This is a genomic window from Xanthobacter agilis, assembly GCF_021730435.1.
In the GTDB taxonomy this organism is placed as follows: Bacteria; Pseudomonadota; Alphaproteobacteria; order Rhizobiales; family Xanthobacteraceae; genus Xanthobacter; species Xanthobacter agilis.
Map to the genome: position 1 here is coordinate 58,758 of NZ_JABWGX010000022.1, position 24,920 is coordinate 83,677.

Sequence of the window (24,920 nt, forward strand, 5' to 3'; positions counted from 1 at the left end):
CCATGCGCTTTGTCGATGAATTCCGCGACCCCGCCCTCGCCAAGACCCTCGTCACCGAGATCGAGGCCATCTCCGCCCGGCTCGAGCGCGGGCGCGACAGGCCGTTCGCCATCATGGAGGTGTGCGGCGGGCACACCCACGCCATCTTCCGCTACGGGCTCGAAGGGCTGTTGCCGGACCTCGTGGAGTTTGTGCACGGGCCGGGCTGCCCGGTGTGCGTGCTGCCCATGGGACGGGTGGACGATTGCGTGGCCATCGCCGAGCGCGACGAGGTGATCTTCGCCACCTTCGGCGACGCCATGCGGGTGCCCGGCTCGAAGAAGAGCCTGCTCCAGGCCAAGGCCGAGGGCGCCGACGTGCGCATGGTCTATTCCCCCCTCGACGCGCTCACCCTGGCGAAGCGCAATCCCGGGCGGCAGGTGGTGTTCTTCGGCCTGGGGTTCGAGACCACCATGCCCTCCACCGCCTTGACCGTGCTGCGCGCCGCGCGCGAGGGCGTTCAAAACTTCTCCTTGTTCTGCAACCACATCACCATCATCCCCACGCTCCGCGCGCTGCTCTCCCAGGCCGATTTCGGCATCGACGGCTTCATCGGGCCGGGGCATGTCTCCATGGTCATCGGCACCGAGCCCTACCGCTTCATCGCCGACGAGTTCGCGAAACCGCTGGTGGTGGCCGGGTTCGAGCCCATCGACCTGCTGCAATCCCTGCTCATGGTGCTGCGGCAGATCGAGGCCGGGGAAGCGCGGATCGAGAACCAGTATGCCCGCGTGGTGCCCACCCAGGGCAATCCCGCCGCCCTGAAGGCGGTGCATGAGGTATACGAGCCGCGCCCCACCTTCGAGTGGCGTGGCCTTGGCTCCATCGCCGGCTCCGGCGTGTGCCTGCGCGCGCCCTATGCCGCGTTCGATGCCGAAAAGCGCTTCTCGGTGCCCGACGTGAAGGTGGCGGACCCGGCCCAATGCCGCTGCGGCGCGGTCCTCACCGGGGCCGCCAAGCCCTGGGCTTGCCCCGAGTTCGGCACCGGCTGCACACCCGAAACGCCGCTTGGCGCGCTGATGGTCTCGTCCGAGGGGGCGTGCGCCGCCTATTACCAATATGGCGGCCTGCGGGGAGAAGCCGCATGAACCCGCCCTTTCCCATTCCCGCCCGCCGTACGTTCACCGCCAAGACCGTCACCCTCGCCCATGGCGGCGGCGGCAGCGCCATGCGCGACCTGATCGACGACGTCTTCCTGTCCGCCTTCTCCGGCGCCGGCCGCGCCGCCCCCGAGGATCAGGCCCGGTTCGACCTCGCCGCGCTGGCGGCCCGCGGCGACCGCCTCGCCTTCACCACCGACAGCTTTGTGGTGGACCCGCTGGTGTTTCCCGGCGGCGACATCGGCAAGCTCGCGGTGTGCGGCACGGTGAACGACCTCGCGGTGGGCGGCGCGGTGCCGGTGGCGCTGTCCTGCGCCGTCATCATCGAGGAAGGGCTTGCGGTGGAGCTGCTGCGCCGGGTGGTCGGCTCCATGGCGCAGACCGCGCGGGCGGCCGGCGTCTCGATCTCCACCGGCGACACCAAGGTGGTAGCGCGCGGCGCCTGCGACAAGCTGTTCATCACCACCACCGGCATCGGCGTGGTGCGCGCCGGCCTTGACGTCGGCATCGCCAAGGCCCGGCCCGGCGACGTGCTGCTGGTGAACGGCCTGCTGGGAGACCACGGCGCCGCCATCCTCAACGCCCGCGGCGACCTTGCCCTCGACACCACGATCGAAAGCGATTGCGCGCCGCTGAACGGGCTCATCGACACCCTGATCGCCGCCGCCCCCGGCATCCGCATGATGCGCGACGCTACCCGCGGCGGCGTCGCGGCGGTGGTGAACGAGCTGGCGGAAGCGAGCGCGGTGGGCGTGCGCCTGTCGGAGCTGGCCATGCCCATGCGCCCCGAAGTGCAGGGCTTTTGCGAGATCTTAGGCCTCGACCCGCTCTATCTCGCCAATGAAGGCAAGATCCTCGCCGTGGTGCCGGCGAACGAGGCCGATCAGGCGCTGGCCGCCCTACGCGCCCATCCGCTCGGCCGCGAGGCCGCCGCCATCGGCACCGTGACGGCGGAGCGGCCCGGCCGCGTCACCATGGAAACCCGTTTCGGGGGCGAGCGCATCGTCGACATGCTGGTCGGCGATCAGTTGCCCCGGATCTGTTGAACCTTTGTCAGAAGTCGAACCGCGATACCCCAGGAGCCCTCCATGCGTCACCTTTCCCGTACGGCCCTTCTGGCCGCCCTTGCCACCACCCTTGCCACCACCCTGCCCAGCCTCGCCTTCGCCCACACCGGGGTCGGCGACACCCATGGGTTCACCCATGGCTTCGGTCATCCCCTCGGCGGCCTCGACCACATGCTGGCGATGGTCACCGTGGGCATCTTCGCCTGGCAGCTCGGCGGTCGCGCCATCTGGGCGGTTCCGGCCACCTTCGTGGCGTTGATGGCGGTGGGCGGCGCGCTCGGCATTTCCGGCGTGGACGTGCCGTTCGTGGAACTGGGCATCGGCCTGTCGGTGGTGGTGCTGGGCGCGGTGGTGGCGTTCGGCCTCAAGGCGCCGCTGGCGGTGGCCATGGCGGTGGTGGGCTTCTTCGCCATCTTCCACGGCCACGCCCACGGCGCGGAAATGCCGGCGGACGCCTCCGGCCTCGGCTACGGCCTCGGCTTCATGACCGCCACCGGCCTGCTGCATCTGGCCGGCATCGGCCTCGGCATGGCCATCGGCCGCTTCGGCGAGACCCACGGGGAAAAGTATGTGCGCGGCGCCGGCGCGGCGGTGGCGGTGGCGGGCCTTGCCCTCCTCGGCGGCGTGCTCTGACCGACGCGCCACACGCCCCTCGAGGCGTGCGACACGGCAGCAGCCGTGACACGACGGCCCCTCCCGGTGCGGGTGGGGCCGTCGGCGTTTCGGGCGGGGCTCACACCACCGCCATCTCCTCCAACGCCATCAGCGATTCCGGCAGCACCTGACCGCCATCGATCACCAGCGTCTGGCCGGTGATAAAGCCGGCTTCCTCGGAGGCGAAGAACAACGCCCCATTGGCGATGTCCTCCACGCTGCCGAGCCGCTTCAAGGGGATCGAGGATTCCATCTTGGCGAGATAATCGGCGCCGAGGCCGTCCAGGCCCTCGGTCTTGATGTTGCCCGGCATCACCGCATTCACCGTGATGCCCCACGGCGCAAGCTCGATGCAGGCCGTGCGCACGAAGCCGAGCTGACCCGCCTTCGACGCTCCGTAATGGGCCCATCCGGGATAGCCGGTGATGGGGCCGGTGATGGAGCTGGTCACCACGATCCGTCCCCATTTCGCCGCCTTCATGGCCGGCAGCACCGCCGCCACCGACAGGAACGTGCCCTTCAGGTTCACATTCATGACGGCGTCGAAATCCTCGACCGTCATCACGTCGAGCTTGGCCGCCGGGAAGATGCCGGCATTGGCGCACAGCACGTCGATCCGCCCGTAGCGATCGAGCGCCGCCTGCGCGAACGCCTTGCATTGCTCGGGATCGGAGACGTCGGCGGCAAAGCCGGAGGCGTTGGGGCCGATCTCGGCGGCGGTGGCCTGCGCCTCGGTCAGCGAACGGGACACCACCAGCACGTTGAGACCCGCCGCGCCGAAGCGCCGGGCGATGCCCTTGCCGATGCCCTTGCTGCCGCCGGTGACGATGACGGTCCGCCCCGCGAGCGCCTTCAGCATGATGACTTCCCCTTAGGTCAGATAGTTGGTTGAGTTTTGTGCAGATGCGCCCATTGGCGCGAAAGTTGGCAAAAATCACCTTGCCCGGCGCAAAAGGTGTTGTAAAGCCCAACATATCACGTTTAACATCCAACATCGTTCAACGAGAGTCCCACATTCGCGCACCGTTTCCGCGCGCCAGCGCCATCGGCGCGATACCGGAAGCGGCGCGCCCCAGGGACCCGATCCAGATGCGTGAGCAGCCAGAGGCGAACTCCATGACGATCAATCGGCGGTCAGTTCTCAAGGGAATGGCGGCGGGCGGCCTCGCCCTCGCAGGCGGGCCTTTCGCCAATGTCCGCAGCGCCTTCGCGGCCCGCGACAAGGAGCTGAACATCCTGTGCTGGGAGGGCTACAATTCGGCCCAGGTGCTGGACCCGTTCCGCAAGTCCACCGGCGCCACCGTGAAGGCCGAGAGCCTCACCAACGATCCCACCATGATCAACCGCCTGCGCGCCGGCGAAACCAATGTGTGGGACCTCATCAACGTCAACAATCCCTGGGCGCGCAAGATCATGTACCCGGAGAAGCTGATCAAGCCGCTCCCGCGCGAGACCTTCGAGCCCTATTTCGACAAGATGCTGCCCCAGTTCAAGGCGCCCTATAAATGGGCGATGGACGACAGCGGCAAGGAACTGCTCGGCATGTGCCAGCGGTTCGGACCCTATTCGTTCGTGGTGAACACCGACAAGATCTCCCGCAAGACCGCGGAAGAGGTGGGCTGGGACCTGTTCAACGATCCCAAGCTGGCCGGCAGGTACGGCATTCTTGAATCCGACGACTGGAACGTGTTCGGCCTGTTCGTGGTGGCCGGCATCGATCCGTTCAAGACACACACGCCCGACGAAATGGCGAAGTTCGAGGAGACCGCCAAGCGGGTGTTCAAGGGCGCCAAGCTCATCGGCGACATCGCCGCCATGAACCAGGCGCTCATTTCCGGCGAGATCGACCTGCACCTGACCGGCGGCACCTATTCCGTCTCCCCCGCCCGCGCCGACGGCTATCCGCAGATGCGCGGCATCACCCCGCTCAAGGGCCCCATGGCCGGCGGCAAGGGCGGCATCGCCTGGATCGAGGTGACCTCGCTGGTCAACAATCCCCAGCTCTCGCCTTTGGCCGAGACCTTCCTGAAATATGTGCAGCAGCCGGAGGTGGCGCACACGGTCGCCTTCGCCGAGGGCACCTACAACCCCGTCGCCCAGATGGGCAATCCCGCGTGCTTCAAGCTCTTCTCCAAGACCGAGCTGGAGGCCATCCAGTGGGACAGCCTGGACGAGGAGATGGCCCGCTCCGTCGCCTACGACATCGTGCCCGACTACGATCAGGCCCTCGACCTCATGACCGCCGCCAAGCGCGTGCGCGGCTGAGGCGGGACTTCATTCCTGGCGGCGGTCGGGCCCTCTCCACACCGCGCCCGTGGCCCCCTGCCCTCCCCCGCAAGCGGGAGAGGGAGTCACGGTACGGCCGTGGAAAAACGCCGCGCGAGCACTCCCCACCCCCTCCCCTCTCCCGCTTGCGGGGGAGGGGAGGGGGTGGGGGCGGAAGGCCGCAACCAGGGTCCACGCCTCCCATTCATCCCAGGCGAACGACACATGAGCGAGAGTTAAGGTGACGGATCTCAAGGACAGAAAGCCCATCCTCCAGCTCGTGGGCGTGCGCAAGACGTTCAACGACTTCGCCGCCGTGGAGAAGATCGACCTCGACATCTTCGAGGGCGAGTTCTTCACCATCGTCGGCCCCTCGGGCTCGGGCAAGACCACCATGCTGCGCATGCTGGCCGGCATGGAGGCGCCGAGCGAAGGCAACATCACCCTGCACGGCGAGCGCATCAACGACGTGCCCGCCAACAAGCGCCCCACCTGCCTCGTGTTCCAGTCGCTCGCCCTGTTTCCCCACATGAGCGTCGGGCAGAACATCGAGTTTCCCTTGAAGATCAAGGGTGTGGACGCAGCCAGCCGCAAGGCGCGGGCGCTGGAGCTGATGGCCATCGTGCGGCTTCCGGCGAGCTATTACGGCAAGAACGTCATGAAGTGCTCGGGCGGCGAGCGCCAGCGCGTGGCCCTGGCGCGGGCGCTGGCCTACGATCCGGAAGTGCTGTTCTTCGACGAGCCGCTGTCGGCCATCGACTACAAGCTGAAGAAGGTGCTTGAGAAAGAACTCAAGGACCTGCACCGGGAAACGGGCAAGACCTTCATCTACATCACCCATTCGCTGGAAGAGGCGATGGTGATGTCCGACCGCATCGGCGTCATGCGCGCCGGCCGGCTGGTCCAGGTGGGCACGCCGGAAGAGATCTATGCCGCGCCGGTGGATCGCTTCGTGTCCGAATTCGTGGGCGAGGTGAACGTGATCGAGGTGACGCGCGCGGGCGAGGGCTGGCAGGGGGTGGACGTGCCCGGCGCCTTCCGTGCCGCCGCCCCCCACGACCAGCCGCAGGCCCATTCCGCCTTCGTGGTGATCCGCCCCGAATACATGCGCTTCCTGAAGGACGGCGAAGCCGCCGACAACATGCTGGAGGGCGTGGTCTACAACGAATACTCGCTCGGCTCGCGCATCCAATACCAGGTGCGGGTCGGCGAGAAGGTGATGCTGGTGGAACTCTCGCGCGCCAATGCCCTGCCCGCCGCCGCCAACCGCAATGTGCGGCTCGGCTGGGACGTGGCCGACGCCATCAGCGTGAAGGCGTGAGGCCATGAGCACCGCCCTGATCGACCCCACCCTGAACAACACCCCCTTGCCCGCGGTTCCCGCCGCCACCCCGCTCGGCGCCCGCTTCGCGGCGGCGTGGGCCGCCGCCGGCACCCGGTGCGCGCTGCCCGTCGTCGTGCTGCTCGCGGCCGGCTTCCTGGCGCCGCTCGTCGCCATCTTCGCCTATTCGTTCGCGCCGCCGCGCTCGTTCGAGGTGTTCCGCGCCTTCACCTTCGCCAATTACGCCGAGCTGTTCTCGCTGGAGAACACGGTGTGGCTTTCGTTCGCCTGGTCCATCGGCTTCGCGCTTCTCACCTGCGCCGTGCTCGCGGTGGTGGCCTATCCCATCGCCTACGGCATGGTGTTCCTGTTCGGGCGCTGGTCGTCCCTGGTGTCGGTGCTGTTCGTGTTCCCGCTGTTCGTGTCCGAGAATGTGCGGCTCTACGGCTGGGTGCTGTTCTTCATCAAGAACGGCGTGCTCGACGGCAGCCTGAAATGGCTCGGGCTCGGTGGCGCGCCGACGGTGCTCTACACGCCGGGCGTGATCCTCGCGGGGATGGTCTACACCTATCTGCCGTTCATGCTGTTCCCGCTCACGCTCGGCCTGTCCATGGTGCCGCGCGACCTCATCGACGCCGCCCGCGACCTCGGCGCCAACCGGTTCCAGATCTGGCGCGAGGTGGAAGTGCCGCTGGCCATGCCGGGCATCCTCATCGGCATGCTGCTCACCTTCGTGCTGGCCATCGGCGCGGTGTCCGAAGCCAAGATCCTCGGCGGACAATCGGTGATCGTGATCTCCCACGATATCGAGATCGCCTTCACCTACGCCCAGAACTGGCCGCTCGGCTCGGCCCTGGCGGTGCTGGTGACGGCCTTCATCGGCGCGCTCACCCTGGCCGTCTTCGCCAAGCTCGACCTCGACCGGCTGCTCGGGAGGCGCTGATGGAACAGGACAAGCTGCGCACCCGCGTGCTCATCGCCGGCTGGACCACCTTCGTGGTGCTGCTCGTCTACCTTCCCATCGCCTGCGTGGCGCTGGCGAGCTTCACCAAGGCCCGCTATTTCGCCTTCCCCGTCCGCGCCTTTTCGACCGAATGGTGGGAAAAGACCGCCGATTCCATCGAAATCTCGATGATCGTGCAAAATTCGCTGCTGGTGGCGGCGGTGGTCACGGTGTTTTCGGTGGTCATCGCCTTCTTCGGCGCGCTGGCCTTCGCCCGCTACGACTGGACGGGACGGCGCCTCTACCAGAAGCTCATCCTGCTGCCGGTGTTCTTTCCGCAGCCGGTGCTGGGCCTCGCCCTGCTGCTGGCCTATTCGGCGCTCGGCATCAGCACCTCGTGGATGACCGCCGTGTTCGCCCACATGGTCTGGATCGTGCCGGTGGTGACCCTCATCATCGCCATCAAGGTCTATGGCTTCGACCCCACGCTGGAAGAAGCCGCCTTCGACCTCGGCGCCTCCCGCCTCAAGGTGATGACCCATGTGACCCTGCCGCTGCTGTGGCCGGGCATCTGGTCGGGGGCGCTGTTCGCCTTCCTGCTGTCCTGGGGCAACTTCCCGCTCTCGCTCTACACCGCGGGCGCCGATTCCACCGTGCCGAAGTGGCTCTATGCCAAGATGGTGGCGGGCTACACGCCCATGGTTCCCGCGCTCGGCACCATGGCGACGCTGGCGGCGGCCGCGGTGCTGCTGGGCGGGGGCCTTGTCGGCCTGATCATGAAGAAGGCGCGGGCGGCATGAGCACGGATGACCTGAACGAGGCCCAGGATGCGCCGGAGGTGGGGGAACGCGCCCGCCTCTCCAAGACCGCGCGGCACGAACGCATCGTGCGCGAGCTGATGGCCTCCTCCACCCTGCGGGTGTCGGAACTGGCGGCGGAGCTCAATGTTTCCACCGAGACCATAAGACGCGACCTGTTCGAGCTCAACGAGAAGGGGCTCATCAACCGCACCTATGGCGGTGCCGTGCGCCCATTGGGCAGCGAGCCCGCGGTCAGCGAGCGCCATACCCTGATGGTGTCCGAGCGGGAGGCAATCGCCGCCACGGCGGTGAAGTTCATCAAGCCCAACGAGGTGGTGGCCATCGGCGCCGGCGCCACCACCACCCATGTGGCCCGGCGCATGGCGGCCGAGTGCCGGGACGTGACCGTCATCACCCATTCGTTTTCGGTGGCGACGGTGCTCGCGGCCAATCCCACCCTCACCGTCATCATGTGCCCCGGCCGCTACAACGGGCGCGAGGGCATGATGGTGGGCTCCGAGACCATCGAGTTCCTGCAATCCTACAACGCCAACTGGGCCATCCTGGGAGCCAGCGGCATCACCACCGAGGGCCTGAGCGAGGCCGAGCCCGGCGCCGCCTCGGTCTACAAGACCATGATGCTGCGCGCGGTGGAAACCCTGGTGGTGGCCGACCACACCAAATTTTCCCAGCAGGCGCTCGCCATCTGGGGCCGCTGGCACGACATCAAGCGCCTCGTCACCGACGCGCCGCCGCCGCCCGCCATCGCCCGCGCCATGGACCGGGCGCGGGTGGAACTGGTGATCGCCAGAAAGCGGGGCGACCAATGACGGCAAGCTGGAAGACGCGCCACCGCTCCCTCTATTACGCCACCGCGCCGGAGCCGGACGATCCCGAAATCGTGCCCGGCGCCACCGCGCTCCTCGTCATCGACGTGCAGAACACCTATCTGGAGCGCCCGGCGCGGGCGGGCCTGTCGCCGGCCGAGCAGGCCCATTTCGATGCCTGGACGCCGTTCCACGCCCGCATGGCGGATGTGGTGATCCCCAACATCGCCGACGCGCTCTCGACCTTCCGCGCCAGGGGCATGGAGGTGCTGCACGCCCGCATCGCCTGCGCCACCCGCGACGGGCGCGAGCGCTCGCTGAGCCAGAAGAAGCCCGGCTTCAACAATTTGTTGCTGCCGAAGGACGATGACGCCAGCCAGATCGTCGCGGCGGTGGCGCCGCGGGGTGACGAGATCGTGGTGACCAAGACCACGGATTCGGCCCTCACCGGCACCAACCTGCGCCTCATGCTGCACAATCTCGGCATCCGCACGGTGGTATGCGCCGGCATCTTCACCGACCAATGCGTCGCCTCCACCGTCCGCAGCCTCGCGGACGAGAGCTTCGATGTGATCGTGTTGGAGGATTGCTGCGCCGCCGCCACCATGGCGCTGCACGACGCCGAGCTTGAGATCATCAACATGATCTATTGCAACGTGATCGACCTGAACGCGTTCAAGGCCTTGCTGAACAAGCGGTCTTGAGGGAGGACTCGAGTGCTCTACGACGACGATTTCCTGAAAAGGCTCGAAGCCGGCGTGCGCGGCGCCCTGCCCCGCTGGGGCCTGGGCTGCGATGCGGATGTGAAGCTGCTCACCATTTCCGAGAACGCCACCTTCCGCGTCACCGACACGGCGGCCGGGCCGCTGGTGTTCCGCGTCCATCGGCCCGGCTACCACAGCCGCGACGAGATCACCTCGGAACTCGCCTGGATCGCGGCCCTCAGGGCGGACCACGTCATCACCACGCCGCGCCCCATTCCGCTGACGGATGGCGCTCTGATCGCCGACATCGACGATGGAGGCACCACCCGCCATGTGGTGGCGTTCGAGTTCCTCCATGGCCGCGAGCCGGCGGAGGGCGAGGATCTGGTGGGCTGGTTCCGCCAGCTCGGCGCCATCCATGCGCGCCTCCATGCCCATGCCCGCGCCTGGGCCCGGCCCGAGGGCTTCACCCGCAAGGTCTGGAATTTCGACACCACCCTCGGCGACACGCCCCATTGGGGCGACTTCCGCGCCAGCCTTGGCCTTGACGCCACCGGCCGCGCCCGGCTGGAGCGCACCGCCGCGCTGCTCCAGGAGAAGCTGCGGCCGCTCTCGCAGGCGGACAGCTTCGGCCTGGTGCACGCGGATCTGCGGCTCGCCAATTTGCTGGTGGACGGGGACCGGCTGGCGCTGATCGATTTCGACGATTGCGGCTTCTCCTGGTTCCTATTCGATTTCGCCGCCGCCATCTCGTTCCTGGAGCACGAGCCCTATGTCCCGGCCCTCAAGGCCGCCTGGATGGAGGGCTACCGCACGCAGGCGCCGCTGCCGGCGGACGCCAGCGACCAGATCGACCTGTTCGTGATGCTGCGGCGCATCCAGCTCACCGCCTGGGTGGCCTCCCACGCGGAAACACCGACGGGGCAGGCCATGGGCATTGCCTACACGCAAGGCACGCTGGCCCTGGCCGATGCCTTCCTCGCCCGCCACGGCTGATCGGCCCTTGCGGCCGGAACACACGACAGAATAGGTGCACCCATGGGCCAGACGGCTCGCGCGAAAAAGCAGATCCTCGCCCTCAACGCCTTCCCCGCCGATGGCGGCGCCGCGCTCGCCGATGACGTGGCGGCGCTGGTCGCCCGCCGGCGCAAAAGCTTCGGCGCCACCTCGGTGCTGTTCTACGAGGCGCCGCTGCATATCGTCGGCGCCAAGGGCGCGGACATCTTCACGGCGGACGGTCGTACCTATCTCGACCTCTACAACAACGTCCCCTCGGTGGGGCATTGTCACCCCAAGGTGGTGGAGGCAGTCGCCCGCCAGATGGGGCGCTACAACACCCACACCCGTTATCTGTTCGACGAGGTGCACGACTATGCGGAGCGGCTGCTGGCGCATTTCCCCGCCCCGCTCACCAATGTCGCCTTCACCTGCACCGGCTCGGAGAGCAATGACCTCGCCTTGCGCCTGATCCGCGGCGCCACCGGGGGCATGGGCATCGTCGTCACCGACACCGCGTATCACGGCAACACCACCGCGGTGACCGAGGTTTCCCCCTCCTCCTACAAGACCGGCGCGCCGCCGGCTCATGTGCGCACCGTGCCGCCGCCCCACCCGCGCCACTACGGTGCCGACGTGGGCAAAGGCTTCGCCGCCGCCATCACCGCCGCCGCCAAGGCCATGGCGGACGAGGGCATCCCCTTCGCCGGCCTGCTGGTGGACACCATCTTTTCCTCCGACGGCGTGTATGCCGATCCGCCGGGCTTCCTTTCCGCGGCCTTCGACGCGGTGCGCGCGCTGGGCGGGCTGGTGATCGCGGACGAAGTGCAGCCGGGCTTCGCCCGCACCGGAACCCACATGTGGGGCTTCGCCCGCCACGGCGTGGTGCCGGACGTGGTGACCATGGGCAAGCCCATGGGCAACGGCTTTCCCATGGGCGGGGTGGTGACGCGGCCGGAGCTGCTGACGCGCTTCGCCAACGAATTCGGCTATTTCAACACCTTCGGCGGCAATCCGGTGGCCAGCGCCGCCGGCCTCGCGGTGCTCGACGCCATCGCCGAGGACGGGCTGATGGAGAATGCTCGCGCCGTCGGCGCCCACATCGTCGGCCGGCTCGACGCCGCGCGCGGGCGTTGCGCCGCGCTCGGCGAGGTGCGGGGCGCCGGCCTTTATCTCGGGGTCGAGATCGTGGCGCGGGAGGATGGGGCGCCGGATCCGGCCGCGGCCTCCGCCCTCATCAACCGGCTTCGGGACAAGGGCATTCTCATCGGCGCGGCCGGCCCCCTCGGCCATGTGCTGAAGGTGCGCCCGCCCCTGTGCCTCACCCTGGAACAGGCGGACCGCTTCGCCGACGCGATGGAGGACATCCTTTCGGCTTAAAAGGCCGAAGGGACCCGCCCTTTCCTGTGACCTGTCCCGGCCCTGCCGTGACAGCGCCGCAACCCTGGGCTATGGCCGTGCCCCCGAAACCTGAGCGTCGAGGAGCTGCCATGGCCGCCCAGTCCCCTGCCCCAACCAAGGCCGGTGATGCCGAAACGATCGCCCGCATCATCGCCGGCGAGATCGGCGCCCGCCCGGCGCAGGTGAGCGCGGCGGTGGCCCTCATGGATGAAGGCGCCACCGTGCCCTTCATCGCCCGGTACCGAAAGGAAGCCACCGGCGGCCTCGACGATACCCAACTGCGCACCCTGGACGAGCGCCTGTCCTACCTGCGCGAGCTGGAATCGCGCCGCGCCACGGTGCTCTCGTCCATCGAAGGCCAAGGCAAGCTCAGCGACGAGCTGAAGGGGAAAATCCTCGCCGTCGCCACCAAGGCCGAGCTGGAGGATCTCTACCTCCCCTACAAGCCCAAGCGGCGCACCAAGGCGGAGATCGCCCGCGAGAAGGGGCTCGGGCCGCTGGCCGAGTCCATCCTCGGCGACCGCAAGCAGGTGCCGGCGGAACTCGCCGCCCGGTTCCTCACCGATCAGGTGGCGGACGTGAAGGCGGCCCTCGACGGTGCCCGCGACATATTGGTGGAGACCTTCGCGGAGAATGCCGATCTGGTGGGTCGCTTGCGCACCTACATGAAGGGCAATGCCGTGCTCAAGGCCAAGGTGGCCGAGGGCAAGGAAGAGGCCGGGGCCAAGTTCCGCGACTATTTCGACCACACGGAGAAATGGGCCACCGCCCCCAGCCATCGGGTGCTCGCCATGCTGCGCGGGCGCAACGAGGAGATGCTCACCCTCGATCTGGTGGTGGACGAGGAGGCGACCGCCCCCATCAAGCCGGTGGAGCGCATCGTCGCCGAGGCCTATGACATCCCCCTCGCCAACGGGCGGCCCGCCGACGCCTTCCTGCTGGATGTGGCGCGCTGGGCGTGGCGGGTGAAGCTGTCGCTCCACCTCACCATCGACCTCATGGGCGAGCTGCGGGAGAAGGCGGAAGACGAGGCCATCCGCGTCTTCGCCCGCAATCTCAAGGATCTGCTGCTCGCCGCCCCGGCCGGATCACGCGCCACCATGGGGCTTGATCCCGGCATCCGCACCGGCGTGAAGGTGGCGGTGGTGGACGGCACCGGCAAAGTGCTCGCCACCTCCACCGTCTATCCGTTCCAGCCGCGCAACGATGTGCAGGGGGCGAGCGCGGAGCTCGCGCGCCTGATCCGCCTGCACCAGGTGGAGCTGATCGCCATCGGCAACGGCACCGCCAGCCGCGAGACCGACAAGCTCGCCGCCGACCTCATCGCCCTGCTGCCGCCGGACGCGGCGGGCAAGAAGCCGATCAAGGTGGTGGTCAGCGAGGCCGGCGCCTCGGTCTATTCCGCCTCCGCCACCGCCGCCGCCGAGATGCCCGACCTCGACGTGTCCCTGCGCGGCGCCGTCTCCATCGCGCGGCGGCTGCAGGACCCGCTGGCGGAACTGGTCAAGATCGAACCGAAATCCATCGGCGTCGGCCAATATCAGCACGACGTGGATCAGGCCCGGCTGGCCAAGGCCCTCGACGCGGTGGTGGAGGACGCGGTGAACGCGGTGGGCGTGGATCTCAACACCGCCTCCGCCTCCCTGCTCGCCCGCGTGTCGGGCCTGGGCGGTTCGCTGGCCGAGGCCATCGTGGCCCATCGCAACACGGTGGGGCCGTTCAAGACCCGCAAGGAATTGCTCAAGGTCTCCCGGCTCGGCCCGCGCACGTTCGAGCTGTCCGCCGGCTTCCTGCGCATCCCCGGCGGCGCCGAGCCGCTCGATGCCTCGGCCGTGCATCCGGAAGCCTATGACCTCGCCAAGAAGATCGTATCCGCCTGCGGGCGCGACGTGCGCGCGCTGATGGGCGACAGCGCGGCCCTGAAGGCGCTGGACCCGCGCGCCTTCGCGGACGAACGCTTCGGCCTGCCCACCGTGCGCGACATCCTGAGCGAGCTGGAAAAGCCCGGCCGCGACCCGCGACCCGCCTTCAAGACCGCCGCCTTCGCCGAGGGCGTCAACGAGATGAGCGACCTGAAGCCCGGCATGGTGCTGGAAGGCACCGTGACCAATGTGGCCGCCTTCGGCGCCTTCGTGGATATCGGCGTGCACCAGGACGGGCTGGTCCATGTCTCCGCCCTTGCCGACCGGTTCGTGAAAGACCCCCACGAGGTGGTCAAGGCCGGCGATGTGGTGAAGGTGCGGGTGGTGGAGGTGGACGCGAAGCGCAAGCGCATCGCCCTCTCCATGCGCAAGGACGATGCCGGAGCCCGGCCCCAGGGCGGAGCCGGCACCGGCAGCAAGGGACAGGAGGGCCAAGGTCGCGCCGCCCCCGGTGGATCTGGCGCCGGACCCGCCGGCCGCGATCCGCGCCGGGGCGCGGGCGGACGGGACCAGGGCGCGTTCGGCGCCGCGCTCGCCGACGCCCTGCGTCGCAAAGGAAAATAGCGCCACGGCCCGCGCGCATGCCGCGCGGGCTCAAGCTCGCCCCGACCACGCGCGCCAGCACCGGGGCATCTTCAAGCGGCGCGCGGCCCGGTTCTCGCACGGACAAGGCACCGGGGCTCCACCGGCACGGCTTCACATGCACGCGGACCCGAAAGGTCTGCGCGCGCCCTCCATCCTCGGCCGGCGCGAGCGCGGCGCGCGCCTGTGACCCGCGACGGCGCCCTTGGCCGCCCCCGTGGCGGATCGGGCGGCAACGGCCGACAAGAAACCCGATCCGTCGAGACGACGCTCACACGGCCCAGTCCGCTCGCCCGAAGCGCGTCCAGCAAAGCGTGAAGCGGTTTGCGGAGGGAATTGCAAACGAACGAAACGTTGGAGCATGTCAGGTGAACACGGGTTCGCCTGACATGCTCCAACGCCCCGCACACGGAGGTCCGCGCCACGGCGCGTGAGGAAACCCACGGCCCCTCACAGAAGACCTGGGCCAATAGACCTGGGCCGATGGCCGCCCGAGCCTGCCCTGGCGCGGATCGGGAACATAATACCTCCTTTGCGTCATGGAAAAGCCCACCGCCGCGCAAGTGGTCGATGGGCGTTATTTCACGACAGACGCTGACCGGTGATGAATCACCCAGACCCATCAGCCCCAACTCGTGGGCCACAAGACCGGGAGACGGCGCCCGCTCGCGGCGTAAAGCCTCAGCGGCTAGCGGAGACTTTGGCGTAGCGGGGCACGAGGCGGGTCAGCACCCGGCGACCGCGCGGCGGCTCCTCGCCCTCGCTCATGAGCATGACGGCGAAGCCCATCTGCACGCTGCCGAAGGTCACGCCGAGGCCGAAGGTGAGCAGGACCAGCGCCAGCAGGCCATCCTCCGAGGTGGTCGTGAGCGTGCCGATTCCGGCCACATCGAACGCCACCATGGCTCCCACCAGCACCACCGCCAGCGAGACGCCGATCACCGCATGAGTCACAAGAAACCTGACGAGAAAAGGCATCGTCCCTGCCCCTGTTCCGCGCCCCACCCGGTCCCCGAAGGGATCGTTTCATCGTCTGCAAGCGCAACTAGAAGCATTATGTTCTCACGGGTGCGCCCGGTACGCAAGGGCGCCGGTCCGCCACGACGTCGCAGCGGAAAGACCGCTTGATCCGGCGCAAGGCGCGGCCGACAGTGGGCGCAGATGGTGGCAACAGGCGCGGGCCCCTCGGGTGCCGGAGCCGGCGAGCCGTCACCGCGCCCGCCGAATGAGGAGAAACGTCATGGGTACACTCGCCAAGTCCAATCGCCTCGTGGTTGTGGCCGATGGCGCCAAGGCGCTGCTGCTCGCCGATACCGGCATCCCGCCCGAGCCCAAGCTCGCGGTGGTGGAGACGGTGGTGGAGCCCCATGACACCACCGCCGCCCAGGGCACCGAACGTCCCGGCCGGGTGCACGAATCGGCCGGCGTCTCGCGCAGCGCGGTGGAGGAGACCGATTTCCACACCGCGGCGGAGATCGCCTTCCTGAAGCGCCTGGCGGCGCGGGTGGATGCCCTGGTGAGCGCCGGCGAGGTGCGCCGCCTGCTGCTCGTGGCTCCGCCCAAGGCCCTCGGCACCTTGCGTGACGCCTTGGGGGTGCAGGCGCGGGGCCTCGTCGACGGCGAGCTGGCCAAGGATTTGGTGAAGCTGCCGGTGGACGAGATCGCCCGCCACATCGCCACCTGACCGCCGGCCACGCGAGAAACGGCGTGCTATGCTCCCCGTCTCCGGAGATGGGGAGCGCGCCCTTGCCATCAGACCCGCAACGCCCGTCCGGCCGCGCCCTGCCGCGGCTCGCGGCCTGTCTCGCCCTGGTCGGCAGCGTCGCGGTCGTGGGTGGCGCCGTGACGGCGCCCGCCATCCCCGGATGGTATGCCGGGCTCGTCAAGCCCGCCTGGACCCCGCCCAATGGGGTCTTTCCGGTCGCCTGGACCCTTCTCTATATCCTGATGGCGCTTACCCTGTGGCGGCTGTGGAACGCGCCGCCGACCCCGGCGCGGCGAACCGCCATCGGCCTGTTCCTGCTCCAACTGGCGCTCAATGCCATGTGGTCGCCGGTTTTCTTCGGGCTTCATGCGCCGGTGGCGGGCTTCGCCGTCATCCTGGCCCTGCTCGTGGCCCTCATCCTCGCGCTCCGGGCGGCGTTCGCGGTGGACCGGCCGGCGGGCGCGCTGCTGCTGCCCTATCTGTTCTGGGTATGCTACGCCTCAAGCCTCAACGGGGCGATCGTCGCCCTCAATTGACGTCGGGCGCGCCCCGCGCCGGGCGGCGGATGACCGGAGGGATGGGAGGCCGGCTGTCATGCTGCAATGGTCCATGTCCGTCTTCATCCCCCTGGCACTGGCGATCGTGGCGGTGATCCTGGGGCTCGGTCTCTTCAACCTTGCATCCGGCGGCTCGCCGCGCCGCGCGCAGACGCTCATGCGGCTGCGGGTGCTGGCCCAATTGGTGGCCGTCGCCCTGGTGGCGGCCACGGTGTTCGCCCTGCACCGCTGATCCGCGCTCCTTCAACTCCCCCTCAAGAGGCAGGCCCATGGTGAAGCTGAACAAGATCTACACCCGCACCGGCGATGACGGCACCACCGGCCTCGGCACCGGCGCCCGCGTGGTGAAATACGATCTCAGGGTCATGGCCTACGGCTCCGTGGACGAGGCCAATGCCGCCATCGGCATCGCCCGCCTGCACCTGGCCGACGAGCCGGCCCTCGATGCCATCCTGAACCGGGTTCAGAATGACCTGTTCGACCTCGGCGCCGATCTGTGCACCCCCGCCGCCGCCAACGAAGGCCCCGGCGACGCCCTGCGCATCGTGCCGGCCCAGGTGGATCGCCTGGAGCACGACATCGACGCCCTCAATGGGGAACTGTCGCCCCTGACCTCGTTCGTACTGCCCGGCGGCTCGCCGGCCGCCGCCCACCTGCACCTCGCCCGCACCATCTGCCGGCGGGCGGAACGGGAGATGGTCGCCCTCTCCCACAGCGCCGAGGAGGCGGTGGGGCGCCCGGCGATTCAATACATGAACCGCCTGTCGGACCTGTTGTTCGTGGCGAGCCGCTTCGCCAATGGGCATGGCGTGCGCGACGTGTTGTGGGTGCCGGGCGGCGGACGCTGAGCACCGGCCGGCGGGGGCTGCTTTCCCACAGGCGCAGAAACACCTTAGAGTGTGCGCCGCGCGTGTTCCGGCCCGAGGACGCGTGCGGCCGTCGGACCGATGCGCCTGGATACGGGCCCCGCGCCACAGGCCCCCACACCGAGGCCCGCCCATGTTCGTGCCCATCGCCGACATCAATCCGCTGGAGCACATCCGCCGGCCTTATGTGACCTATGCGCTGATCGCGGCGAACGTGCTGGTGTTCGGCCTGCTGCAACGCGGCATCGCGGGCGCGCCGGCGGAGGCGGGCATGGTGTCGTTCGGCGCCATCCCGGCGGTGGTATCCGGCGCGGCGGTGCTGCCCGACGGCTATCTCACCCTGCCGCCGAGCCTCACCCTCTTCACCTATATGTTCCTGCACGGAGGGTGGCTGCACCTACTCGGCAACATGGCGTTCCTGTGGGTGTTCGCGGACAATGTGGAGGATGCCATGGGCCACCTGCGCTTCCTCGCCTTCTACCTCCTGTGCGGCGCGGCGGCGGGGCTCGCCCATGTGCTGGCCCAGCCGGATGCGGAGGCGCCGCTGGTGGGGGCGTCCGGCGCCGTGGCCGGCGTCATCGCCGCCTATCTGGTGCTGCATCCCAACATCCGCCTGTGGGCGCTGGTGCTGATGAAGATCCCCCTGAAGGTGCCGGCCTATCTCATCATCGGCGTGTGGCTCGCGGTTCAGCTCTGGCAGGCGATCTCGACCGGCGATGCCGACACCGCGTGGTGGGCCCACCTCGGCGGCTTCGCGGCGGGAGCACTGCTGGTGACGGTGATGCGCCGACGCGACGTGGCCCTCTTCGACCCCGATCCTTCGGGCGTGCCCTCGGTGCCGGGCGAGGGCAAGCGCTGAGCCAATTTCGCGAGCGTTGACACGGTTTCAGGCCCCTCCTACGTTGCCGGCCCCAAGGTTTGCTGCAATGCAGGGAACCCGAGGGAAGGAGGAGCCTCCGGCGCGGCTCGCGCGTGTCCGGACCTCCGTGTTGTCAGACGGGGAGCACGCCTTAATGAAGATCTTGGTGCCCGTGAAGCGGGTGGTGGACTACAACGTCAAGGTACGGGTGAAGTCGGACGGTTCGGGTGTCGAACTGGCCAACATCAAGATGTCGATGAACCCGTTCGACGAGATCGCGGTGGAAGAGGCCCTGCGCCTGAAGGAAGCCGGCAAGGCGACCGAGGTGGTGGCCGTCTCCATCGGCCCGGCCCAGGCGTCCGAGACGCTGCGCACCGCCCTCGCCATGGGCGCCGACCGCGGCATCCTGGTGAAGACCGACGCGCTGGTGGAGCCGCTGGCGGTCGCTAAGATTCTCAAGGGCATCGTCGGCGAAGAGGCCCCCGGCCTCGTCATCCTCGGCAAGCAGGCCATCGACGACGATTGCAACCAGACCGGCCAGATGCTCGCGGCGCTGCTCGGCTGGCCGCAGGGCACGTTCGCATCCAAGGTGGTCGTGGAAGACGGCGGCTTCGCCATCACCCGCGAGATCGACGGCGGCCTCCAGACCATCAAGCTGAAGGGTCCGGCCATCGTCACCACCGACCTGCGCCTCAATGAGCCGCGCTATGCCTCGCTGCCCAACATCATGAAGGCGAAGAAGAAGCCCATCGCCGACAAGACCCCGGCCGACTATGGCGTCGACGTGGCGCCGCGCCTCGCGGTGCTCAAGACCGCCGAGCCGACCGGCCGGAAGGCGGGCGTGAAGGTGGCCTCGGTGGCCGAACTGGTGGCGAAGCTCAAGGACGAGGCGGGGGTGATCTGATGGCGACTTTGCTTCTCGCGGAACACGACAATTCCACCCTCAACGGCGTCACCGCCAAGGCCCTGACCGCCGCCGCCGCCCTCGGCGCGCCGGTGGACGTGCTGGTGGCCGGCAAGGATGCCAAGGCGGTGGCCGAGGCCGCCGCCAAGCTCGCCGGCGTCAACAAGGTGCTGCTCGCCGACGACGCGCTCTACGCGCACCGTCTGGCCGAGCCGCTCGCGGCCCTGATCGTGTCGCTGGCGCCCGGCTACGACGCCATCGTCGGCCCCTCCACCGCCATGGTGAAGAACGTGCTGCCCCGCGTCGCGGCCCTGCTCGACGTGATGCAGGTCTCCGACATCATCAAGGTGGAGAGCGCCGACACGTTCGAGCGGCCCATTTATGCCGGCAACGCCATCCAGACCGTGAAGTCGACCGACGCCAAGAAGGTCATCACGGTGCGCACCGCCTCCTTCGCCGCCACCGCTGAAGGCGGCGCGGCGCCCATCGAGAGCCTCGGCGTCGCCGCCGACCCGGCCCTCACCACCTTCGTGGAAGAGGCCATCGCCGCCTCTGACCGGCCCGAGCTGACCGCCGCCAAGATCATCGTGTCGGGCGGCCGCGCGGTGGGTTCGCGCGAGAAGTTCGCCGAGGTCATCGAGCCGCTGGCGGACGTGCTGGGCGCGGCCGTGGGCGCCTCGCGCGCCGCGGTCGACGCCGGCTACGCCCCCAACGACTGGCAGGTGGGCCAGACCGGCAAGGTCGTCGCCCCCGAGCTCTACATCGCGCTCGGCATCTCGGGCGCCATCCAGCACCTCGCCGGCATGAAGGATTCCAAGGTCATCGTCGCCATCAACAAGGATGAGGAAGCCCCCATCTTCCAGGTGGCCGACTACGGTCTCGTGGGTGACATCTTCACCGTGGTACCAGAGCTGAAGGCGGAAATCGCCAAAGCGAAGGGCTGAGCGCGCCCCTCCCGCCGGCCACCGGTGGGAGGGTGCCGCCGACCGGGAGGCCCCTTGGACCCTCCGGGCGGCGGCGACGCCGAAGAACGAGCCAAAGAACACGAGGGCGCCCGCGCATCCTCGTGTTCGGGTGCAGCATCACGGCCGCGACGGTGCCCCCCGCAGCGGCCATCCTCATTCGGGCGCCGTCTCCCGGCCCCTCAGGCGAAACGAGAGAATCATGCCGATTGAGATCAAGAAGGTCGGGGTTATCGGCGCTGGCCAGATGGGCAACGGCATCGCCCACGTGTGCGCCCTCGCCGGCTACGAGGTGTTCCTCCACGACGCCGACTCCACGCGCATCGGCGCCGGCATCGCCACCATCAACGGCAACATGGCCCGCCAGGTGTCCAAGGGCACGGTGACCGAGGACGCGCGACAGTCCGCGCTCGGGCGCATCACCGCCGCCAATACCACCGAAGACCTCGCCCCCTGCGACATCGTGATCGAATCGGCCACCGAGCGCGAGGAGGTGAAGCGCAAGATCTTCACCGGCCTGTGCGCCGTGCTGCGCCCGGAAGCGCTGCTCGCGTCCAACACCTCGTCCATTTCCATCACCCGCCTCGCGGCCGCCACCGACCGGCCGGAGCGCTTCATCGGCATTCATTTCATGAATCCGGTGCCGCTCATGGAGCTGGTGGAGCTGGTGCGCGGCATCGCCACCGACGACGAGACCTTCGACGTCGCCAAGGCCTTCATCGCCAGCCTGCACAAGACCTACGCGGTGGCCGAGGACTTCCCGGCGTTCATCGTCAACCGCATCCTGCTGCCCATGATCAACGAGGCCATCTATACCCTCTATGAGGGCGTGGGCTCGGTGGACGCCATCGACAAGGCCATGCGGCTCGGCGCCAACCATCCCATGGGTCCGCTCCAGCTCGCGGACTTCATCGGCCTCGACACCTGCCTCGCCATCATGCAGGTGCTCCACGAGGGGCTCGCCGATTCCAAATATCGCCCCTGCCCGCTGCTGGTGAAATATGTCGAGGCCGGCTGGCTCGGCCGCAAGACCCACCGCGGCTTCTACGACTATCGCGGCGAAAAGCCGGTGCCGACCCGCTGAGCGCGCGGACGACACCCGATCCCGCCTGATCCTGAAAGGCCCGGCCCCGCGCCGGGCCTTTTTTTTGTGCGGTTCTTGGTGCGGTTCTTGGTGCGTTTTTTGGCGCGGGCGCCCGTTCTCTTATGTCTTGGCGCGGGCGTTCTCTTGGCGCGCGGCCATTTTCCCGTCGCCCGTGGCCGAGCGACCGGAACACGCCGCGCCCAGGCCAATGCGCTCAGGTCTCCTCGTCCTCGTCGTCCTCTGCCATCACCACCGCCGGCAGGTCCACCCGCTGCACGAGGCCGCCGCCCGGCCGGTTCACCAGGGTCAACCGGCCGCCATGGCGGCCGATGATCTCATTGGCGATGGCAAGCCCGAGGCCGGCGCCGGGAATCTTGGTCTGGCGCGCCGGGTCCACCCGGAAGAAAGGTTCGAACACCTGCCCCATGAGGGCATCGGGAATGCCCGGCCCGTCGTCCTCGATGGTCAGCACCGCCCGCACCGTCTCGCCGCCGCGAACGTGGTCCTGCTGCACCGCCACCCGCGCGCCGCCGCCATGAGTCGCGGCGTTGACCACGAGGTTGCGGACCGCGCGCTTCAGTGACAGGGGACGGCTCAGCACGGTCGTCGGCTCCGCCTTCAACAGCACCGCCGGGTGGCCGGCTTCCGCCACCTCGCGCACCACGGCGGCCACCAGCAGGTCGAGCCGCACCGGCTCGCCGGGACCGGCCTCCACCTCCTCGCGCACCAGGCGGATGGCGCTGTCGGCGATGCGGTCCAGTTCCGCGAGGTCGGACAGCCACTGCGTCCGCTCCTCGTCATCGGGAATGAACTCGGCGCGCAGGCGCATCCGGGTGAGCGGCGTGCGCAGATCGTGGGCGGCACCGGCGACGATGCGCATGCGGCTGTCCATGGCCGCCTTCAGCCGGGCCGACAGGCGGTTGATGGCGGCGGCGGCGGCCCGCACCTCCTCCGGCCCCTCTTCGGGGAGCACCGGCGGCTCGCCATTGGGGCCGATCTGCGCCGCCGCATCCTCGATCAGGGACAGCGGCTTCATGATTCGCCGCATGACGAACACCACCACCAGGGTGATGCCGACCACCATCAGCACAAACCAGGTGGCGAGGTTCAGCGTGCGGCCGGGAAAGGCGGGGCCCCCGGGTGGAGGCGGCAGACGACCGAGCAGGTTCGTCTTCATCACCAGCCAGCGCCCGTCCGGCAGTTGCAGCGCGGCCAAAGGCAGCCCGCCCTCCGGCGGATCGACCACCCGCACCGGATAGGATTTACCCAGCCGCGCCAGCGCGTCACGCAGTACATTGGTGGCGAAGGGGTTCGGCAGGCCTTGAGGGGGCTCGGCCCGCACGCCGGCATTGGGGATGCCCAAGTCGCCGTCATGGGGCGAAATGCGCTGGGCGAGACCGGCCGCCAGCGCGAACTGGGCCGCCGCATCGTCGCCGATATCCGGCGGCGGACCCATCATGGGCACGGTGAGGAAGAAGGAAGCGATGTTGGCGAAGGCGACCACCAGCACCATGGCCACCACCAGCACCGCGGTGACCTGCGCGCGCAGGGTCCTCATGACGCCTCCTCCAGCTCCACCCGCACCGCGAGCTGATAGCCGCCGTTCCGCAGCGTCTTGAGGATCTGGTATGCGCCCTGATCGCCGAGCTTGCGGCGCAGGCGGCTCACCAGGACATCCACCGAGCGGTCGAAGGGTCCCGCCTCCCGACCCTTGGTGATATCGAGCAGCTGATCGCGCGAGAGGATGCGGCCGGGCCGCTCCAGAAACGCCATCAGAAGGTCGAACTCGGCTCCGGTGAGGGCGACCTCGCTGCCGTCCTCGGCGGTGACACGCCGCAGATCGGGCTCGGCGCGGAAGCCGGCGAAACGGAAGGCGCGCGGCGCCGCCGCCTCCGCCTCGCTCGGCGCCACCCGGCGCAGCACCGCACGGATGCGCGCCACCAGCTCGCGCGGGTTGAAGGGCTTGCCGAGATAGTCGTCGGCGCCGATCTCCAGGCCGATGATGCGGTCCACATCCTCCTTCAGCGCCGTCAGCAGAATGACCGGCACATTGGAGGTGGCGCGCAGATCCCGACACAGGTCGAGACCGGAGGCGTCGGGCAGCATCAGATCGAGCACCACCAGGTCGATGCGCTGGGTGGCGAGCTTCTCGCTCATCTCCCGCCCATCCCCGGCCGTGGTCACGCGGAAGCCCTGCCCCACCAGATAGCGGCTCAGAAGCTTCCGGATCTCCAGGTCGTCGTCCACGACGAGAATATGCGCTCCACTCTCCACGGGCCTCATTCTCCTGTCTCCCTCAGACCTTAGCCGCCCGTGCCCGCGTCCCGGCACCGTCTTGTGCAACTCTCCTTTGCCACGCCGCCCATGGCAATGTTGCGTTACAAATCCGCGCGCCGGGGACACGTTTGGATAACGGCGGACCTTCGGCAGCAACAGGACCGGGCCAAAGTGTCCCCATCGCAAACATCGCAAAGGCGATGCACATGACACGCCGCACGGTTCGGATTTTGCTCTTGTCGGGGGTCGCGGTCTGCTTCGTCGGCGCCGCCGCCGCCCAGAGCAGTTCCGGCAAGACGCAGGACCGGCTGCCGGTCGCCCCTTCGGCCACGTTCGACGCGCCGATCCGGATGGCGGCGCTGGACCTGCCGTTTCGGGCTCCTCCCGCCCCCGGCGCGGACGGCCCGCAGATCGCGGCCATCGATGCCCCGGCCCCGCCGCCGCCCGCCGGCTTCCGGTGTCCGCTGGGCGCGGGTGGTCCGGGCGGTGGTCCCGGCGATCGCCGGATGGGACCGCCCGGCCGGCCGATGATGGGGCCGCCCGGTCCGCGTCCGGATCCGCTGGGCTATGCCCGTGCCCTGGCCGCGGCTGAAACCGCTGTCGGCATCCGCACCGACCAGCTTGATGCCTGGCGCGACGTTACCGATGCGCTCCAGGCCAGCGCAGCCCTGCGGGCCAGAGGCCCCGGACCGGGCCCCGACGGTCGCCGGGGTCCCGGCGCCCCGGCCCCCGTCCGGTCCACGGGGAACGCAACCCCCGCGACGGCGGCCGAGCCAGCCCCGCTCGCGCCGATCGAGGCCCTGGCCGGCGACCTGCAGGAGCAAGGACGGGTGGGCGAGCGCCTTGCCCGCGGCCTCGCCACCCTGAAGGCGAAGCTGACGCCCGAGCAGCTCGATCGGATGGCGCGCCTGGGCCCGGCTCTGCTGCCGCCCCCCGGCGGACGCCTCCTTCCGCCGCCCCCGCCGCCGCCCCCCGGCGGTGCGGGTCCCGAGGACGAGGACTGACGATCGCCCCCGATGGGGCCTGTGAAAGGAAGGGATTCTCGCCGCCCTGATCGTCCCTTCCCCGCAGCGAGCGTGTTTCGG

25 protein-coding genes are annotated in these 24,920 nt (G+C 68.9%); 21 read left to right on the top strand and 4 right to left on the bottom strand.

Annotated features, from left to right (window positions below; translation table 11 throughout):
* Window positions 1–2 precede the first annotated feature (2 nt).
* From hypD to HUW53_RS15790, 3 genes are read left to right on the top strand one after another with little or no spacing between them, the layout of a single operon-like run.
* Complete coding sequence (hypD, locus tag HUW53_RS15780) at window positions 3–1,127, top strand: hydrogenase formation protein HypD (protein WP_237346718.1); 1,125 nt, start codon at window positions 3–5, stop codon at window positions 1,125–1,127.
* Window positions 1,124–2,185 (top strand): hydrogenase expression/formation protein HypE, encoded by a 1,062-nt coding sequence (hypE, locus tag HUW53_RS15785; protein WP_237346719.1) that lies wholly within the window; start codon window positions 1,124–1,126, stop codon window positions 2,183–2,185. Before hypD ends, hypE begins: the two co-directional genes overlap by 4 nt.
* Before the next feature lie 42 nt (window positions 2,186–2,227).
* Window positions 2,228–2,839, top strand: a complete 612-nt coding sequence (locus tag HUW53_RS15790) for a HupE/UreJ family protein (protein ID WP_237346720.1) — start codon at window positions 2,228–2,230, stop codon at window positions 2,837–2,839.
* Window positions 2,840–2,939: 100 nt separating this feature from the next.
* Here the strand turns inward: HUW53_RS15790 and fabG are convergent, their stop codons facing one another.
* Complete coding sequence (gene fabG, locus HUW53_RS15795) at window positions 2,940–3,719, bottom strand: 3-oxoacyl-ACP reductase FabG (RefSeq protein WP_237346721.1); 780 nt, start codon at window positions 3,717–3,719, stop codon at window positions 2,940–2,942.
* A gap of 290 nt (window positions 3,720–4,009) precedes the next feature.
* Between fabG and HUW53_RS15800 the strand changes: the two genes are divergently transcribed.
* The 9 genes from HUW53_RS15800 to HUW53_RS15840 all read left to right on the top strand — a co-directional run bounded on the left by HUW53_RS15800 (window position 4,010) and on the right by HUW53_RS15840 (window position 14,603).
* On the top strand, window positions 4,010–5,125 hold the full coding sequence (locus HUW53_RS15800; RefSeq protein WP_307499714.1) for an ABC transporter substrate-binding protein: 1,116 nt from the start codon (window positions 4,010–4,012) through the stop codon (window positions 5,123–5,125).
* A 241-nt stretch (window positions 5,126–5,366) separates the two neighbouring features.
* Entirely contained in the window at window positions 5,367–6,446 is a 1,080-nt protein-coding gene (locus tag HUW53_RS22010) for an ABC transporter ATP-binding protein (RefSeq protein WP_237346723.1), read from the top strand.
* Window positions 6,447–6,450: 4 nt separating this feature from the next.
* Window positions 6,451–7,389 (top strand): ABC transporter permease, encoded by a 939-nt coding sequence (locus tag HUW53_RS15810; RefSeq protein ID WP_237346724.1) that lies wholly within the window; start codon window positions 6,451–6,453, stop codon window positions 7,387–7,389.
* Window positions 7,389–8,189, top strand: coding sequence for an ABC transporter permease (locus HUW53_RS15815; protein ID WP_237346725.1), 801 nt, complete (start codon window positions 7,389–7,391; stop codon window positions 8,187–8,189). Before HUW53_RS15810 ends, HUW53_RS15815 begins: the two co-directional genes overlap by 1 nt.
* Window positions 8,186–9,019 (top strand): DeoR/GlpR family DNA-binding transcription regulator, encoded by an 834-nt coding sequence (locus HUW53_RS15820; RefSeq protein ID WP_237346726.1) that lies wholly within the window; start codon window positions 8,186–8,188, stop codon window positions 9,017–9,019. Before HUW53_RS15815 ends, HUW53_RS15820 begins: the two co-directional genes overlap by 4 nt.
* The gene (locus HUW53_RS15825) at window positions 9,016–9,720 is read left to right on the top strand and encodes a cysteine hydrolase family protein (RefSeq protein WP_237346727.1); all 705 of its coding nucleotides are present in this window, start codon (window positions 9,016–9,018) and stop codon (window positions 9,718–9,720) included. The genes HUW53_RS15820 and HUW53_RS15825 overlap by 4 nt, the downstream gene beginning before the upstream one ends.
* Window positions 9,721–9,732: 12 nt before the next feature.
* On the top strand, window positions 9,733–10,716 hold the full coding sequence (locus HUW53_RS15830) for a phosphotransferase enzyme family protein (protein ID WP_237346728.1): 984 nt from the start codon (window positions 9,733–9,735) through the stop codon (window positions 10,714–10,716).
* A 42-nt stretch (window positions 10,717–10,758) separates the two neighbouring features.
* Window positions 10,759–12,096 (top strand): aspartate aminotransferase family protein, encoded by a 1,338-nt coding sequence (locus HUW53_RS15835; protein WP_237346729.1) that lies wholly within the window; start codon window positions 10,759–10,761, stop codon window positions 12,094–12,096.
* A 110-nt stretch (window positions 12,097–12,206) separates the two neighbouring features.
* Complete coding sequence (locus tag HUW53_RS15840; RefSeq protein ID WP_237346730.1) at window positions 12,207–14,603, top strand: Tex family protein; 2,397 nt, start codon at window positions 12,207–12,209, stop codon at window positions 14,601–14,603.
* A gap of 699 nt (window positions 14,604–15,302) precedes the next feature.
* On the opposite strand, the gene HUW53_RS15845 is transcribed toward HUW53_RS15840, so the two are convergent.
* On the bottom strand, window positions 15,303–15,599 hold the full coding sequence (locus HUW53_RS15845; RefSeq protein ID WP_237346731.1) for a hypothetical protein: 297 nt from the start codon (window positions 15,597–15,599) through the stop codon (window positions 15,303–15,305).
* Between the two features lie 262 nt (window positions 15,600–15,861).
* On the opposite strand from HUW53_RS15845, the gene HUW53_RS15850 reads away from it, so the two are divergent.
* From HUW53_RS15850 to HUW53_RS15885, 8 genes are all read left to right on the top strand, one after another.
* Window positions 15,862–16,305 carry a host attachment protein gene (locus HUW53_RS15850; protein WP_237346732.1) on the top strand — a complete coding sequence of 148 codons (444 nt, stop codon included), beginning with the start codon at window positions 15,862–15,864 and terminating at the stop codon, window positions 16,303–16,305.
* Window positions 16,306–16,352: 47 nt separating this feature from the next.
* On the top strand, window positions 16,353–16,862 hold the full coding sequence (locus tag HUW53_RS15855; RefSeq protein ID WP_370877763.1) for a TspO/MBR family protein: 510 nt from the start codon (window positions 16,353–16,355) through the stop codon (window positions 16,860–16,862).
* Between the two features lie 58 nt (window positions 16,863–16,920).
* Window positions 16,921–17,115: a twin transmembrane helix small protein gene (locus HUW53_RS15860; RefSeq protein ID WP_237346734.1), complete on the top strand. Its 195-nt coding sequence runs from the start codon at window positions 16,921–16,923 to the stop codon at window positions 17,113–17,115.
* Window positions 17,116–17,152: 37 nt separating this feature from the next.
* Window positions 17,153–17,731 carry a cob(I)yrinic acid a,c-diamide adenosyltransferase gene (locus HUW53_RS15865; protein WP_237346735.1) on the top strand — a complete coding sequence of 193 codons (579 nt, stop codon included), beginning with the start codon at window positions 17,153–17,155 and terminating at the stop codon, window positions 17,729–17,731.
* A 151-nt stretch (window positions 17,732–17,882) separates the two neighbouring features.
* Window positions 17,883–18,608: a rhomboid family intramembrane serine protease gene (locus HUW53_RS15870; protein ID WP_237346736.1), complete on the top strand. Its 726-nt coding sequence runs from the start codon at window positions 17,883–17,885 to the stop codon at window positions 18,606–18,608.
* Between the two features lie 154 nt (window positions 18,609–18,762).
* Complete coding sequence (locus tag HUW53_RS15875; RefSeq protein WP_237346737.1) at window positions 18,763–19,512, top strand: electron transfer flavoprotein subunit beta/FixA family protein; 750 nt, start codon at window positions 18,763–18,765, stop codon at window positions 19,510–19,512.
* Window positions 19,512–20,456 (top strand): electron transfer flavoprotein subunit alpha/FixB family protein, encoded by a 945-nt coding sequence (locus HUW53_RS15880; protein WP_237346738.1) that lies wholly within the window; start codon window positions 19,512–19,514, stop codon window positions 20,454–20,456. The genes HUW53_RS15875 and HUW53_RS15880 overlap by 1 nt, the downstream gene beginning before the upstream one ends.
* Window positions 20,457–20,676: 220 nt before the next feature.
* Window positions 20,677–21,558, top strand: a complete 882-nt coding sequence (locus HUW53_RS15885; protein WP_237346739.1) for a 3-hydroxybutyryl-CoA dehydrogenase — start codon at window positions 20,677–20,679, stop codon at window positions 21,556–21,558.
* A 214-nt stretch (window positions 21,559–21,772) separates the two neighbouring features.
* On the opposite strand, the gene HUW53_RS15890 is transcribed toward HUW53_RS15885, so the two are convergent.
* Window positions 21,773–23,116 carry an ATP-binding protein gene (locus tag HUW53_RS15890; RefSeq protein ID WP_237346740.1) on the bottom strand — a complete coding sequence of 448 codons (1,344 nt, stop codon included), beginning with the start codon at window positions 23,114–23,116 and terminating at the stop codon, window positions 21,773–21,775.
* Window positions 23,113–23,841, bottom strand: a complete 729-nt coding sequence (locus HUW53_RS15895) for a response regulator (RefSeq protein ID WP_272904269.1) — start codon at window positions 23,839–23,841, stop codon at window positions 23,113–23,115. Before HUW53_RS15895 ends, HUW53_RS15890 begins: the two co-directional genes overlap by 4 nt.
* Window positions 23,842–24,041: 200 nt before the next feature.
* Between HUW53_RS15895 and HUW53_RS15900 the strand changes: the two genes are divergently transcribed.
* Complete coding sequence (locus tag HUW53_RS15900) at window positions 24,042–24,839, top strand: hypothetical protein (protein ID WP_237346742.1); 798 nt, start codon at window positions 24,042–24,044, stop codon at window positions 24,837–24,839.
* The last annotated feature ends 81 nt before the right edge of the window (window positions 24,840–24,920 follow it).